The 14619-nt window shown below is 72.9% G+C and carries 14 protein-coding genes; 6 read left to right on the top strand and 8 right to left on the bottom strand.

The window, feature by feature from the left end:
• Positions 1–106: 106 nt before the first annotated feature.
• The 3 genes from OG259_RS32845 to OG259_RS32855 are packed head-to-tail and all read right to left on the bottom strand — an operon-like array spanning position 107 to position 2515.
• Positions 107–1054, bottom strand: a complete 948-nt coding sequence (locus OG259_RS32845; RefSeq protein ID WP_328945540.1) for an ADP-ribosylglycohydrolase family protein — start codon at positions 1052–1054, stop codon at positions 107–109.
• Positions 1055–1058: 4 nt separating this feature from the next.
• Positions 1059–1511, bottom strand: a complete 453-nt coding sequence (locus tag OG259_RS32850; RefSeq protein ID WP_328945541.1) for an ABA4-like family protein — start codon at positions 1509–1511, stop codon at positions 1059–1061.
• Positions 1508–2515, bottom strand: a complete 1008-nt coding sequence (locus OG259_RS32855) for a hypothetical protein (RefSeq protein ID WP_328945542.1) — start codon at positions 2513–2515, stop codon at positions 1508–1510. Before OG259_RS32855 ends, OG259_RS32850 begins: the two co-directional genes overlap by 4 nt.
• A 115-nt stretch (positions 2516–2630) precedes the next feature.
• Between OG259_RS32855 and OG259_RS32860 the strand changes: the two genes are divergently transcribed.
• Complete coding sequence (locus tag OG259_RS32860) at positions 2631–3263, top strand: MerR family transcriptional regulator (protein WP_328945543.1); 633 nt, start codon at positions 2631–2633, stop codon at positions 3261–3263.
• Between the two features lie 125 nt (positions 3264–3388).
• Here OG259_RS32860 and OG259_RS32865 read toward each other — a convergent pair whose 3' ends face one another.
• Complete coding sequence (locus OG259_RS32865) at positions 3389–4222, bottom strand: siderophore-interacting protein (protein ID WP_328945544.1); 834 nt, start codon at positions 4220–4222, stop codon at positions 3389–3391.
• Positions 4223–4361: 139 nt separating this feature from the next.
• Complete coding sequence (locus OG259_RS32870) at positions 4362–5267, bottom strand: 5'-3' exonuclease (protein ID WP_443052153.1); 906 nt, start codon at positions 5265–5267, stop codon at positions 4362–4364.
• Positions 5268–5638: 371 nt separating this feature from the next.
• Here OG259_RS32870 and OG259_RS32875 point away from each other — a divergent pair, with 371 nt between their 5' ends.
• The 4 genes from OG259_RS32875 to OG259_RS32890 all read left to right on the top strand — a co-directional run bounded on the left by OG259_RS32875 (position 5639) and on the right by OG259_RS32890 (position 10040).
• Positions 5639–6772, top strand: a complete 1134-nt coding sequence (locus OG259_RS32875; protein ID WP_328945546.1) for a quaternary amine ABC transporter ATP-binding protein — start codon at positions 5639–5641, stop codon at positions 6770–6772.
• Positions 6765–8576 (top strand): ABC transporter permease/substrate binding protein, encoded by a 1812-nt coding sequence (locus OG259_RS32880; protein ID WP_328945547.1) that lies wholly within the window; start codon positions 6765–6767, stop codon positions 8574–8576. The genes OG259_RS32875 and OG259_RS32880 overlap by 8 nt, the downstream gene beginning before the upstream one ends.
• A gap of 175 nt (positions 8577–8751) precedes the next feature.
• The gene (locus OG259_RS32885; protein ID WP_328945548.1) at positions 8752–9303 is read left to right on the top strand and encodes a helix-turn-helix domain-containing protein; all 552 of its coding nucleotides are present in this window, start codon (positions 8752–8754) and stop codon (positions 9301–9303) included.
• Positions 9300–10040, top strand: a complete 741-nt coding sequence (locus OG259_RS32890; protein WP_328945549.1) for a helical backbone metal receptor — start codon at positions 9300–9302, stop codon at positions 10038–10040. The genes OG259_RS32885 and OG259_RS32890 overlap by 4 nt, the downstream gene beginning before the upstream one ends.
• Here OG259_RS32890 and OG259_RS32895 read toward each other — a convergent pair.
• Positions 9967–11139, bottom strand: coding sequence for a TDT family transporter (locus tag OG259_RS32895; RefSeq protein ID WP_328945550.1), 1173 nt, complete (start codon positions 11137–11139; stop codon positions 9967–9969). The two genes, OG259_RS32890 and OG259_RS32895, sit on opposite strands and share 74 nt — an antisense overlap.
• Before the next feature lie 70 nt (positions 11140–11209).
• Between OG259_RS32895 and OG259_RS32900 the strand changes: the two genes are divergently transcribed.
• Positions 11210–12211 carry a LysR family transcriptional regulator gene (locus tag OG259_RS32900; RefSeq protein ID WP_266889913.1) on the top strand — a complete coding sequence of 334 codons (1002 nt, stop codon included), beginning with the start codon at positions 11210–11212 and terminating at the stop codon, positions 12209–12211.
• Between the two features lie 32 nt (positions 12212–12243).
• Here OG259_RS32900 and OG259_RS32905 read toward each other — a convergent pair whose 3' ends face one another.
• Both OG259_RS32905 and OG259_RS32910 read right to left on the bottom strand, forming a co-directional pair.
• On the bottom strand, positions 12244–13872 hold the full coding sequence (locus OG259_RS32905; RefSeq protein WP_328945551.1) for an amidohydrolase: 1629 nt from the start codon (positions 13870–13872) through the stop codon (positions 12244–12246).
• A gap of 67 nt (positions 13873–13939) precedes the next feature.
• Positions 13940–14590, bottom strand: coding sequence for a TetR/AcrR family transcriptional regulator (locus tag OG259_RS32910; protein WP_328945552.1), 651 nt, complete (start codon positions 14588–14590; stop codon positions 13940–13942).
• Between the last annotated feature and the right edge of the window lie 29 nt (positions 14591–14619).

Here is a 14619-nt window from a genome sequence, read left to right on the forward strand (position 1 = left end):
CGGCCCCTGTCCCAGGGCCTGATGACGCTGCGGTAGGCGTGCTCCAGGACGGCTCGGCAGGCAGCGTGAGTGCACGCCGCCCCACCCGGACGCGGGACTCGACCGTCTAGAGAGTCCCCGCCGCACCACCGTGACTCGCCAGGGCCGTGGCCAGGTCCCGGAGGTCGTCGGCCGACAGGACCCGGTCGCCGAAGCCGGGCAGGGGAACGTGGAGGGTGGACGTCCAGCGGGCGGGGATCGCGGCGGCACCGTGGACGGCGCCGGCCAGCATGCCGGTCACTGCCGCGACCGTGTCGGTGTCCCCGCCCAGGTCGACCGCCGCCACGACGGCCTCCTCGAAGGTGGACGTCGTGCGCAGCGCCCACACCGCCGAACCGAGACAGGGCCAGACCGCGCCGTTGAACTCGGTGGCATCGTCCGGATGCCAGCCGGGTGCCAGGACCTTCGCCCAGCGTTGCCGGTGCGCCGGGGCCACCTCGGCGAGGATCGCGGGCAGGGCGGTGACCGGGTCCTCGCCGAGGAGGGCGACACGGATCAGTTCGTGGAGGATCGCCGTACCCTCCCAGGCGGCGCCGTCGCCGTGGGTCAGCGCGCTGATCCGGCGGGCCGCGACCATCGTCTCCGCCCGTCCACGGGCCGCGAAGTACACGGCGGAGGTCGAGGCCCGCATCAGCGAACCGTTGCCCGCGGCCCGCGCGTTGATCTGGAAGTGCATCGCGGCGGCGAGGTCCCAGGGGTCACCGCCGAGCAGCACCTGCTCGGTCTGGAGACCGATGTCCTTGGGGTCGGCAGCGGCCCAGCGGCGGAACCGGTCGAAGATGTCCGGCAGGTCGAGGCCGCCCTGTTCGAGAAGTGACTCGCCGACGAGGACGGCCATCTGAGTGTCGTCGGTCGCCTCGCCCGGGTCCCAGCCGCCGCCCCCGCACAACTCCCCGACGCCGTCCGGGAAGTGCTCCCGGAAGACCCCCGGGAGCCTGAACTCGAAGGGGGCGCCGAGGGCGTCGCCCGCGGCGGAGCCGAGGACGGCGCCCACGGACCGGTCGGTGTCTCGCATCCGGTCAGCGTAGAACAGCCGGTTCGGGCCGTCGCCGCGCCTTGGTCGTCCACACCGCCCGGACCACCAGGAACAGGGGCAGACCGATGGGGGAGAGAAGGATCGTCAGGACGAGGAGAGGAGCCATCAGCAGGGATGGGACCGAGAGACGACGGGCCTCTCGGTACATCCACTGACCGAGCAGCAGGTCCCAGGCGATGATCTGGGCCCAGATCGCCCCGGCGCCGTTCGCGTCGCCCATCAGATCGCGGAAGGTGTCGATGTCGGGACTGCTGACCGCCGCCCACAGTTCGGGTGTGACCGGGGCGGCAAGAACCGCCCAGACGACCAGGATCGGCAGCACGGTCAGGGGCGAGCCCGCGACACGTTCGGTGATCCGCCACGCCGGCGCGAGGATCATCAGCAGCCAGACCGGCGCGGCGAGGAAGAACGTCAGCTCGAAGAGGAAGCCTGTCATGAGGTGACGTCCTCCGAGGGGACGCGCGAGGGCGAGGGGGAGGCCGGGGCGGGAGGGGAGGAGGGGGAGGGGGAGGGGGAGGGGGAGGGCCTCCGGAGGGAGAGTGCCGCGCCTGCTCCGCCGAGCAGCACGATCGCGGCCGCGCCCCCCAGCGTCGCTCCGTCCGGTGCGAACAGCGCCTGGCCGCGCAGTGCCTGCCAGGTCAGCAGGACGAAGGTCGCCGTGTACGCGGCCGAGGCCGTGAGGGTGAGCCGGAGCCGTACCCGTTCGTCCGCGAGGCGGGCGAAGCGCGGTGCGAGTGCGCCCAGGACGAGCAGCAGCAGCGGGAGCAGCTGGAGGGCGTGCATACCGAAGAAGTGCGGTATGCGCAGGTCGCCGCCGTTGCTCGCCCAGCCGGTCAGTCCCATCGACGGGCCGCCGTCCGGTACTCCGACGGCGTGCGCGCCGATGACGGGCGAGTCGTCGACCGCCAGCTGTTCGGGGGTCGGCTGGACCATCAGGAAGCCCACGGCGGCGCCCGCCAGGGCGATTAGCGAGGACAGCCGGACGGCCCAGGCCATGGCCCGGTCGAGGATCTTCGTGCGCAGCAGGAGGACCGCGATGACCAGCGCGCCCAGCCACAGCACCGCGACGGTGGCGCCCATGACCTGGAAGACGGCGTTGTCGAAGGGAGTCGCCTGGTTGAAGTGACTCTGCCGGCCGCGGATCACCTGGAGGGTGATGAGCACCATCTCGCCGACGCTGGCGACGACGACCACGGTCCCGGCCCACCAGCCGACCCTGCGGCCCCGGGGCAGTAACGAGAGCATCCAGGCGAGCGACAGCGCGTACGCGACGAACGAGACCGAGAACTTGAACGGCTTGGTCCAGATCGGTACGCCGACCAGGACGCGGTCGTCGACCAAGATGCCGACGGCGGAGACCAGGGCGAGCGCGCCCATGGAGACGGCGAACCAGACCAGTGGCCGGTGGAGCCGGGTGGTGAGTGGGTTGAGCGAGGACATACGGATCCCCCGTGAAGTATGGATAGCGGCACTAGCCGCTATCTGATAGCGCCACTATCTATGATGGGGGCGTCGGTCGGCAAGGCCGTTGCAAGACCAGGAAGGTGAATACGCGGTGCGCATCGGAGAGTTGAGTCGCAGGACCGGGGTGTCCGTGCCGACGATCAAGTTCTACGTACGGGAAGGACTGCTGCCGGCCGGGGAGTTGACGAGCCCGAACCAGGCCTCGTACGGGGAGGCGCATGTGCAGCGCCTCCGCCTGATCCGGGCGCTCCTCGATGTGGGCGGCCTGTCGGTCGCGAGCATCCGCGAGGTGATCGTCGCGGTCGACGACCCCGAGCGGTCGGTGCACAAGCTGCTGGGCACGGTGTCCTCCGGGCTTGTCCCGCGCTACGCACGCGAGCCGGGTGCCGGCATCGAGGAGGCGCGGAAGCAGGTCGCGGAGCTGATCGTCGCGCGGGGCTGGCGCGCGAACCCGGGCAGCCCCGCCGCGGAGGCGCTGGCCGTGGCCCTCGCGGCTGTCGAAGAGGCCGGGCACGGCACGTTCGCAGAGGTCCTGGACACGTACGCGGACGCGGCGGAACGGGTGGCGCGAGCCGACCTGGAGTACGTGGCGCGCAATGTCGAGCGCGAGAAACTCGTGGAGAGCGTGGTCGTCGGCACGGTCATCGGCGACGCGGTCTTCTCGGCGCTGCGGCGCCTGGCCCAGACGGACACCTCGGACCGCATGTACGGGCAGGCGACGTAGCCAAGGCGTTGACGGCCCGGGAGTGGCGTGTGGCCCGGGTGCGGCGTGTGGCCCGGGAACGGCGTGGGGCCCGGGGGTTCACCCCCGGGCCCCACGCACCTCAAGCATCTTCCGGGCTCAGCGCCTCAGTTCTCCTGTTCGCGCTCCACCTGGTCGTTCCACTCGCGCTTGATCGCGCGCCACGCCTCGTCCGACTTCCCCTGGCGCCAGTAGCCCGAGATCGACAGCCGCTCGCGCGGGATCTCGCGGTCCAGGCGGAGGTGGCGGCGGAGGTCCTTCACGAAGCCCGCCTCGCCGTGGACGAAGGCGTGCACGTCGCCCGCCGGGAAGTCCAGGGTCTGCACGGCCTCGACGAGCGCCTCGCCCGCCGGTCGGTCGCCCCGGTGCAGCCAGGTGACGTGGACGCCGTCCTCCGTCGCGAACTTCTGCTCCTCGGCGGCGTCCGAGATCTCCACGAACGCGTGCACCCACGCCCCCGCGGGCAAGCGCTCCAGGGCCACCGCGATCGCCGGGAGCGCGCTCTCGTCGCCCGCGAGCAGGTGCCAGTCCGCCGCCGGGTCCGGCGTGTAGCCGCCGCCGGGGCCGAGGAAGCGCATCGTGTCGCCCGCCTGGGCGCGCGCCGCCCACGGGCCCGCGAGGCCCTCGTCGCCGTGGACCACGAAGTCGATGGTCAGCTCGCGGTGGACCGGGTCCCAGGCCCGCACGGTGTACGTCCGGGTCGTCGGCCACTGCTCCCGGGGGAACTCCTCCCGGATCCGGTCCATGTCGAACGGCTCCGGGTAGGCGACGCCCTCGGGGGCGAAGAGCAGCTTCACGTAGTGGTCGGAGTACGCGCCGACCTCGAAGGCGTCGAGACCCGCGCCGCCCAGGACGACCCGCACCATGTGCGGGGTGATGCGCTCGGTGCGCACCACACGCGCTTCGGTGGCCTTCGGTGCCTTGCGGGGCTGATCTGCCACGAGGGGCTCTCCTGACTCGACGTACTTAGGTATGCCTAAGCTAGCATCCCGAAGCCGTGTCGACCCAGCGTGGCCTGTTCTCGCCGGTACTCAGCCGGCTTTCGCCGGTGCTCCGGTCGCCGTCCCGCCGGTGTTCCCGTCAGCGCTCCAGGACCGGCAGCAGCCTGCCGACCGCTCCGCCGAGACCCCAGCGCTTCACCAGGGCGTCGAGCGCCGCCGGGTCGCGGGGAGTCTTCGGCAGGGTCGCGTCGAACTCCGGCAGCGGTACGTCCCCGGCGACGCGCACCACCGTCGGCGCGACGTCCAGGTACGCGGCGGCCTCCACGATCCCGCGCCGCTTGGCCGGTGTCAGCTTCGACGTCCGGTCCTCGGCCGCGGCCCGCACCCCCGCCAGATCCCCGTACTCCGTGATCAGTTGCGCGGCCGTCTTCTCGCCGATGCCCTTCACCCCGGGGAGGCCGTCGCTGGCGTCCCCGCGCAGCGCCGCGAAGTCCGCGTACTGGTCGGGGCGCACTCCGTACTTGGACCGGATCAGCTCCGCGTCCACCAGGTCGCAGTCGCCGACGCCCTTGCGCGGGTACAGCACGCGTACGCCCCGCGCGTCGTCCACCAGCTGGAACAGGTCCCGGTCGCCCGTGACGATGTCCACGGGCCCCGAGGCGTGTCCCGCGAGCGTCCCGATCACGTCGTCCGCCTCGTAGCCCGCCGCGCCGATCCGCGCGATGCCGAGCGCCGCCAGGACCTCCTCGATCACCGGCACCTGCGGGGAGAGCGTGTCCGGGATCTCCTCCTCGTCCGGGCCGGTCTCCGTCTCCACGGCCACCCGGTGCGCCTTGTACGAGGGGATCAGGTCCACCCGCCACTGCGGCCGCCAGTCGTTGTCCCAGCAGGCCACGAGATCGTCGGGGTGGTGGTCCTGTACGAGCCGGGTGATGAAGTCGAGCAGCCCGCGCACGGCGTTCACGGGTGAACCGTCGGGGGCCCGGACGGAGTCCGGCACGCCGAAGTAGGCGCGGAAGTAGAGGCTGGCGGTGTCGAGGAGCATCAGGCGTCGAGTCACCTCCCTGATTTTAGGGCTCGGGCCGCCCCCGGGGCGCTTTCGCACCGGGGCGCAGGCCCGCTCCGCGGCCACCCGGGCCCCGCCCCGCGGCCGCCCGGGCTCAGCCCCGCGAACCCCCGGGCCCCGCCCCGTGAACCCCCGGAGCGGGTCAAACCCCACCCTCGTACGTGACCCCCGTCACCTTTGCGTTTGCACGTTGTGAAGCCGGGCAGGCGCGAGCCCGGAGCGGAACCCGGTACGGGATTCAACAAAAGGATCCCCGTACGCGACGGGCCCGCGGGCAGATCCCGCCCGCTCCACGGCCCGACCACGCGGGGGTGGCGGGGGCCGTTCTCGTCGCTACCCGTGAGGTTTATGTGTCCAGGCTCCAGGCCGACCACCTGTACAAGGTGTTCGGAAGACGACCCGACGAAGCCGTCCGCAGGCTCGCCGCCGGTGCCGACCGCGAGGAGCTGCGCGCCGAGGGGACGACAGCAGCCGTCGTGGACGCCGGTTTCACCGTCGAACCCGGCCAGATCTTCGTCGTGATGGGGCTCTCCGGGTCCGGCAAGTCCACCCTTCTCCGCATGCTCAACGGCCTGCTCGAACCCACCGCCGGCCGGGTCCTCTTCGACGGACGTGACCTCACCGCGCTCTCCCCCCGCGAGATGCGCGCCGTCCGCTCCACCAAGATCAGCATGGTCTTCCAGCACTTCGCGCTGTTCCCGCACCGAAACGTTCTGGAGAACGCCGCCTACGGCCTGGAGGTCCAGGGAGTCCCGCGTGCCGAGCGCGAGACCCGGGCCACCGAGGCCCTCGAACTGTGCGGCCTCGCCGGCTGGGAGAAGTCCTGGCCCGACGAGCTCTCCGGCGGCATGCAGCAGCGCGTCGGCCTGGCCCGCGCGCTCGCCACCGACGCCGACCTGCTCCTCATGGACGAGTCCTTCAGCGCGCTCGACCCGCTCATCCGCCGTGACATGCAGGACCAGCTCCTCGTCCTCCAGCAGCGGCTGAAGAAGACCATCGTCTTCATCACCCACGACCTCAACGAGGCCATGCGCCTCGGTGACCGGATCGCCGTGATGCGCGACGGCCGGATCGTCCAGCTCGGCACCGCCGAGGACATCCTGGTCCGCCCCGCCGACGACTACGTCGCCTCCTTCATCCAGGACGTCGACCGCTCCCGGGTGCTCACCGCCTCCGCCGTCATGACGGGCGGCGCCACCCCGGCCGACTGCCCCGCCGACTGCGACTGCCAGACCGTCGGGCCCGACACGCTCGTCGCCGACCTGTGCGCCGTCGCCGCCCGCGCCCCGCACCCCGTGACCGTCGAGGACTCCGACGGCGCCGTCCTCGGAGTCGTACCGACGGAGCGCCTGCTCGCCGTCATGGGCGGGCTCGGCGCGCGGACCGCCGACGACGCGAAGGACCCCAGGACCGTGCAGGTCGCCAAGGACCCCAAGACCGTGCGGGTCGCCAAGGACGCGCAGGAGGTGACCGCCCGTGCCTAGGCTCCCCCTCGGCGAGTGGGTCGACAGCTCCGTCGACTGGCTCCAGGCCCAGTTCTCCTGGCTGTTCGACGCCATCAGCACCGGTGTCACCGGTCTCTACGACGGCATCGACGCCGTCCTGTCCGCGCCCCAGCCGCTGCTGTTCGCCGGCATCCTCGCCGTCGTCGCGTGGTGGCTGCGCGGGCTCGCCGCCGGTGTCCTCGCCTTCGCCGGTTTCGCGCTCGTCGACTCGGTCCAGCTGTGGGACGAGGCCATGGCGACGCTCTCGCTCGTCCTCGTCGCCACCCTGGTGACCCTCGTGATCGCCGTACCGCTCGGCATCTGGGCGGCCCGGTCCAAGACCGTCAGCGCCGTGCTGCGGCCGGTGCTCGACTTCATGCAGACCATGCCGGCGATGGTCTACCTCATCCCCGGCATCATCTTCTTCGGCGTCGGTGTCGTCCCCGGCATCATCGCCACCATCGTCTTCGCGCTGCCTCCGGGCGTCCGGATGACCGAGCTGGGCATCCGGCAGGTCGACGGCGAACTCGTCGAGGCCGCCGAGGCGTTCGGCACCACCCCGCGCAACACCCTGCTGCGCGTGCAGCTGCCGCTCGCCCTGCCGACGATCATGGCCGGTGTCAACCAGGTCATCATGCTCGGCCTCTCCATGGTCGTCATCGCCGGCATGGTCGGCGGCGGCGGGCTCGGCGGCGCCGTCTACCGCGCCATCGGCAACGTCGACATCGGCCTCGGCTTCGAGGCCGGCGTCTCCATCGTCGTCCTCGCCATGTACCTGGACCGGATGACCGGCGCCCTCGGCCGCCAGGTCTCCCCGCTCGGCCGCCGCGCCGCCGCCAAGGCCCGCGCCGCGCTGAGCGCGAAGCGGCCAGGGGCGAAGATCTGGGCGCACCGCCCGCAGCCCGTCACCGCCCTCGTCGGTGTCGTCGTCCTCGCCCTGGTCGCCGGCGGTACCGGCTTCCTCGGTTCCGGCGGCGCGAGCTCCACCACCGCCTCGGGTCCGAAGGGCGGCCACGGCAAGAAGATCAGCATCGGCTACATCCCCTGGGACGAGGGCATCGCCTCCACGTACCTCTGGAAGGAACTCCTGGAGCGCCGGGGGTACGAGGTCGACACCAAGCAGCTGGAGGCCGGTGCCCTCTACACGGGCCTGGCCGGCGGCCAGCTCGACTTCCAGACCGACTCCTGGCTCCCCGTCACCCACGCCCAGTACTGGGAGAAGTACAAGAACAAGCTGGAGGACCTCGGTTCCTGGTTCGGCCCCACCTCCCTGGAGCTCTCCGTCCCCTCGTACGTGAAGGGCGTCGACTCCCTCGACGACCTCAAGGGCAAGGCCGGACAGTTCAAGGGCCGGATCATCGGCATCGAGCCCAGCGCCGGAATGATGGGCATCCTCAAGGACAAGGTCCTCAAGGAGTACGGCCTGGAGGGCGAGTACAAGGTCGTCGACGGCTCCACGCCCGGCATGCTCGCCGAGCTGAAGCGGGCGTACGAGCGCAAGGAACCGGTCGTCGTCACCCTCTGGTCGCCGCACTGGGCCTACTCCGCCCACGACCTGAAGAAGCTCGCCGACCCCAAGGGCTCCTGGGGCAAGGGCGACGGGGTCCACACCCTGGCCCGTAAGGGGTTCGCCGCCGAGAACCCCGAGGTCGGCGCCTGGCTGAAGAACTTCTCGCTGACCGAGAAGCAGCTCACGGACCTCGAAGCCGTCATCCAGGAGACCGGCAAGGGCAAGGAGCAGCAGGCCGTCCGCACCTGGCTGGACGGCAACCCCGGCCTCGCGGAGAAGCTCGCCCCGCAGTAGCCGCACGACGACGGACGGAGACCGGTGAGCGGTTCCTGTCCGAAAAGGGGTGGTCGCCGAACGTGTTCGGCGACCACCCCTTTTCGTCACGACGCGAAACCCCGCCCCAAAGCTGCGTAAGGTTCAGGTAACCGCCCGGTACGGGTACGCACGAGGTACGAGGGAGGGAGCCGACATGGACGAGAAGGAAGCACCCCGCGTGGGCGCGGCCGTCAAGAGGCGTCGCAGAGCGCTCCAGCTCACCCTGGCCGTCGTCTCCTCCCGCAGCGGTCTCTCCGTGCCCTTCCTGAGCCAGGTCGAGAACGACCGAGCCAGACCCAGTCACCGCTCCCTGGAACTCGTCGCCGAGGCCCTGGAGACCAGCGCCGGCGAACTCCTCGCCGCCGCCGAGGCCTCCCGTACCGTCGACGTCGTACGGGCCGAGGAGCTCTCCCCGGCGCTGCCCCCGGGCGTCCGGGCGATCGTCCGCGGCCGCCACCAGCTGCACGCTCTGGAGTTCACCGGCGAGCAGGACGCCGGACGCGAGTTCCAGCACCGCAACGACGAGCTGCTGTACGTGGCCGACGGCGCCGCCGAGGTCGAGGCCGAGGGCCGCGCGTACCGGCTGGGCCGAGGCGACACCCTCTACCTCTCCGGCGGGGTACGGCACCGCTGGCGGGCCACCGAGGCGGGCACCCGGCTGCTCGTCGTCGCCGTCGCCGAGCACGTCGAGGCCGAAGAGGAATGAGCGCGGGTCGCGGGACGGTGAGGAGGATCGTCTCCCTCGTGCCGTCCCTGACCGAGGCCGTCGCCGTCACCGCGCCCGGCGTTCTCGTCGGCGCCACGGACTGGTGCGCCCACCCCGCCGACCTCGACGTCGTGCGGATCGGCGGCACCAAGAACCCGGACGTCCGCGCGATCGTCGCGCTCCGCCCCGACCTCGTCCTCGCCAACGAGGAGGAGAACCGCGCCCCCGACCTCGCCGAGCTGCGGGCCGCCGGGATCGACGTCCTCGTCACCGAGATCCGCACCCTCGACGAGGGCCTGCGCGAGCTGGAGCGGGTCCTCGCCGCCTGCGGCGGGCCCCGGCGGCCCCGCTGGCTCGACGAGGCCGAAGCCGCGTGGGCGGCGGTGACCCCGGAGGGGACGTACACCGCCGTCGTGCCGATCTGGCGCCGCCCCTGGATGGTCCTCGGCCGCGACACCTTCGCAGGTGACCTGCTCGCCCGCCTCGGCGTCCGGAACCTGTACGCCGACCACCCGGAGCGCTACCCGCGCCTTCCGCTCGACGAGCTCCGCGCCGCCGCGCCCGACCTGGTCGTCCTGCCCGACGAGCCGTACCGCTTCACGCGCGACGACGGCCCCGAGGCGTTCCCCGGGACCGCCGCCGCGCTCGTCGACGGTCGTCACCTCACCTGGTACGGGCCGTCGCTCGCGGAAGCGCCGCGGGCGCTGGCGCGGGCCCTGCGAGCAGCGCACCGCTGACCAGGCCGCGCATCGTGTGGGTCCCGGCGACCAGCCAGGCCGCGACGAGGAACACGTACAGGCCGATCGCGAGCCACCGGAAGGCGGCGAGACCGGTGTGCTGGGCGAGCCCCTCGGCGCCGGTCACGCACGTGCCGACCGGGAAGGTGAAGGCCCAGAAGGTCATCGCGAAGCCCATGCCCTGGCGGCGGGCCCGCAGCACCATCGCCCCGGCGAGTGCCAGCCAGAGCAGCGCGAAGCCCATGACGGGCACGCCGTAGAGGACGGCGAAGGAGGCGAAGCCGTGGGCGTACGGGGCGGGGAGCACGCCCGGGGCCACATCGGCGAACTTGTTCGCGGCGGTCGTCGACTGGCCGAGCGGGCCGAGGACGAGGAAGAGGGTGGGGGTGAGCGCGAGGGGCAGCGGGCCGCCGGTGACGAGCCGGCCGAAGACCAGCGGCAGCATGACCAGGGTGGCGAGGAGGCTGACGCCGAACATCGCCCAGCAGGCGAGGAGCAGGGTCTCCTGAGCCTGGCCGACGGGCAGATGGGGCACGAGCAGCGGGCCGAGGGCGGCGGAGACCATGGGGGCGACGACCGGCAGCAGCCACACGGGGGACGCGTTCTCGATTCGGTGGTGCACGACCATGAGGTACGGGATGCCCACCGCGGCCACCAGGCCGATCACGGTTCCGGCGGTGAACAGGACGGTGTCGAGCGCTACGGCCGCCGGGAGGCCGATCCAGTCCTTTCCGACGATCATCGCCCCGCCGCCGACCGCGAGCAGCGCCATGGAGAGGCAGCCGTAGAACGGCGCCATGGCGGGGTCGAGGAGGTGGGCCCGGGCCTGGTCGCGGTGGTGGATCCAGTGCGCCGTGCGTGCGGCGACCAGGACGAGCAGCATCGCGAGGGACAGCGCCCAGACCGCGGCGCAGGCGGCACGGAGGCCGGGAAGGTCCAGGGGGAGCGCGGCGCCCGCGTTGGCCACGATGGCGGTACCCATCACGGAGGCGTACCAGTTGGGTCCGAGGTGACGGACGGAACGGGCCGGTGAGGCCGTCGGCCGGGCGCCGGGGGTGGTGGCGCGGACGGCCGGAAGGGGAGGTGCGAGGCTTGCCATGGCTCCACCGTCGTCCGATTCCGCTGCCCCCACCAGGGATCTTGCGGCTATGACGTCATAAGCTGGCTTTATGAGCAGCAACGGGGAGCGGCACGGGGATCAGTACGGGGAGCAGCCCACGGGCGGGCGCCGGGCCGAGGCGTACGGTGCCGAGGTCAGGGCCCAGCTCCACCACCGGGTCCCGGACCTGGGCGCGCTCGAACTGCTCCTCGCCGTCGCCCGGCACGGGAGCCTCGGCGCCGCCGCCCGCGAGGTCGGCATCACCCAGCCCGCCGCCAGCAGCCGCATCCGTTCGATGGAGCGGCAGCTCGGCGTGGCCCTGGTCGACCGTTCGCCGCGCGGCTCACGGCTCACCGACGCCGGCGCGCTCGTGACCGACTGGGCGCGCCGGATCGTGGAGGCGGCCGAGGCCTTCGACGCGGGTGCCCAGGCGCTGCGCGGGCGGCGGGACTCCCGGCTGCGGGTGGCGGCGTCGATGACGATCGCCGAGTACCTGCTGCCGGGCTGGCTGATCGCGCTGCGCGCCGAGCGCCCCGACACGGCCGTGTCGCTGCAGGCCGGGAACTCGGCGGTGGTCGCGGAACGGCTCCTCGCGAACGAGGCGGACATCGGCTTCGTGGAGGGGCTCGCCGTGCCGGACGGCCTCGACGGGGTCGTCGTCGCGCACGACCGGCTCGCGATCGTCGCCGCACCCTCGCACCCGTGGGCCCGCCGCCGAAGCCCGCTGGACCCGGCGGAGCTGGCGGCGACTCCGCTGGTCCTGCGGGAACGCGGCTCCGGCACCCGGCAGGTCCTGGACGCGGCGCTCTCCGGGCACGGCGGCCTCGCGCAGCCGCTCCTCGAACTGGCCTCCACCACCGCGGTGAAGGCCGCCGCGGTGAGCGGGGCGGGCCCGGCCGTCCTCAGCGAACTGGCGATCGCCGAGGAGCTCGCCTCCCGCCGACTGGTCGAGATCCCCGTCCAGGGGGTCCGGCTGCGCCGTGACCTCCGGGCCGTCTGGCCCACCGGCCACCGCCCGACGGGCCCGGCCCGCGACCTGCTGTCACTGACCCGGGCCCGCCCGACGGGCTGAAACACGGGTCGGGAGCGGCCGGAGGGGGCGGGTCAGACCCCCGCCGCCCGGTGCGTGATCCGCCCGTCCAGGACCGTGAGCAGTACCGGGAGGTCCGGCAGGTCCGTCGCGGCTGTCGTCAGCGGGCTGTCCGCGAAGACCGTCAGATCGGCGCGGAAGCCGAGCGCGAGACGGCCCGCCTCGTGCTCCTCGCCCGCCGCGTACGCCGGTGCCGTCGTCATGCCCCGCAGCGCTTCGAGCGCCGTCAGTGCCTGCTCGGGGCCGTGCGGCGCCTGGCCGAGGTCGCGGCTCGGGCGCCGGTGCCGGGCCCCGGCCATCACGCCGAGCGGCGGGAACGGGGCGATCGGCCAGTCGGAGCCGAGCACCACCGTGGCCCCGGCGTCCGCCAGGTCCCGGCAGCGCCACGCGCGCGAGGCGCGCTCCTCGCCGAGGCGGCGCGACCAGTTGTCGGTGTGGTCGGCGCGGGTGAAGTCGCAGCAGTGGGTGGGCTGCATGGAGGCGAGGACGCCGAGGTCCGCGAAGCGGCGCAGGGTGTCGTCGGGCACGGTCTCGATGTGCTCGACCCGGTGCCGCACCTCGCTCCCGCCGGCCGTGCGCGCCTTCTCGACGGCGTCGAGGACGTGCCGGACGGCCGCGTCGCCGATGGCGTGCGTCGCGGTCGCGATCCCCGCCCGGTGCAGCTCCCCGACGATGTGGGTGTACGCGTCGGGGTCCGGCCAGAACGCGTGCGTGGACTCGCCGTGGCAGTCGGGGTGCTCCAGCCACGCGGTGCCGTTGTCGATGGTCCCGTCCATGAAGAGCTTCACGCCCGCGACACGCCACAGGGCCCCGCCCGTGCCCTGCCCCGCGATGAGGGCCCGTACGCCGTCCGCGTCGGTGCCGGGCTGGCACCAGGGGGCCACGCGGAGCCGCAGCGCCAGCTCACCGGCCGCGTCGAGCTCCCCGTACAGCGCGAGGCTCTCGCCGTTGGCGTCCATGGCGTGACCGCCGGTGAGTCCGGCCGCCGCCATCGACCGAAGGGCCGCCGCGAGCCGCTGCCGGCTCTCCTCGGGCGTCGGACGCGGGGCGACCCGTTCGACCAGCTCGCAGGCGGCGTCCTCCTGGAGCAGTCCGGTCGGGCGCCCGGCGGCGTCGCAGACGACCTCGGCGGAGGCCTGGTCGAAGGCGCGGGGCCCGTCGACCCCGGCGAGTTCGAGCGCCCGCCGGCTGGCGAGCGCCGAGTGGGCGTCGAAGAGCAGCAGGAAGGCCGGGATCCCGTCGAGTACGGGGTCGAAGGGGGCGATGCCGACGGGCCGGTCTCCGAAGACGTTCGGGTCGAGGCCCCAGCCGAAGAGCCAGTCGCCCCGGCCGAGGTTCCGGATCTCGCGGGCGAGGGCCTCGCGTACGTCGTCGAGGTCCGTGCAGTACGACAGGTCGAGGCCGTGGGTCAGTTCGGCGCCGGACACCGGGTGGATGTGCCCGTCGACGAGACCGGGGGTGACGACGGCTCCCTCGAGGTCCACGACGGTGGTGGCGGGGCCGGCGAGCGCTCGGATCTCGCGGTCGTCGCCCAGGGCGGCGATCCGGCCGTCGTCGGATACGGCGAGCGCGGTCTCCGGCAGGAACGCCCCCGTGCCGGGGTCGAGCAGACGGGCGGAGAGCAGGACGAGTCGGGTGCGCACGGTGGCTCCAGGGCTCCAGGAAGGGGACGGGGAGAAGAGGCCCGCGGGCCTCGGGGGAGAGGGACGGTCAGGCGGGCTCGGTGGGCGCCGGTACGTCGGTCAGCGCGCCGTGCGGCAGTCCGAGTTCGCGTTCCGCCGTGGTCAGGGCCATCCGGGTCACGGCGTCCGGCCGGTCGGTCCGGTCGGAGTTGGCGTGGGCGCCGAGGCCGTCGAGCACCACCAGGATCTGGATGGCGGCGGCACGAGGGTCGTCCGTGCGGAACTCGCCGCGTGCGACGCCCTCGCGGATGAGCTGCTCCAGGCGGTCGTCGGAGGCGAGTTCCTGTTCGGTGACACGGTCGCGCAGGACGGGCCGGTAGCGGCTGAGGTGCCGGGCGTTGATCCACAGGCGGCTGATGTCGTCGTACGCCTCGCCCGCCGAGAGGGCGAAGTAGCGCGCGAGCCACTGCGTGGGCGTCCCGTGGGGGCGCTCCGCGGGCAGCAGCGCGTCGAGCTCGCCGGTGGCGGCCACGCTGAACGCCTCGCCCACCAGATCCTCCGCCGAGGGGAAGTAGTGGCTGATCAGACCGGGTCGTACGGCGAGCTCCTCGGCGATCCGCCGCAGGGTGACGCACTCGAGCCCCTCGGTCAGGGCCACGCGTGCGGCGGTCTCCACGATCTCCGCCCGCCGGGCTTCGGGTGATTTCCGAACTCTCTTGCGCTGGACGCTTGACGACATAACCGCGATGCTATTGAGTGTGCGACCAA

Source organism: Streptomyces sp. NBC_00250, from assembly GCF_036192275.1.
Lineage (GTDB): Bacteria > Actinomycetota > Actinomycetes > Streptomycetales > Streptomycetaceae > Streptomyces.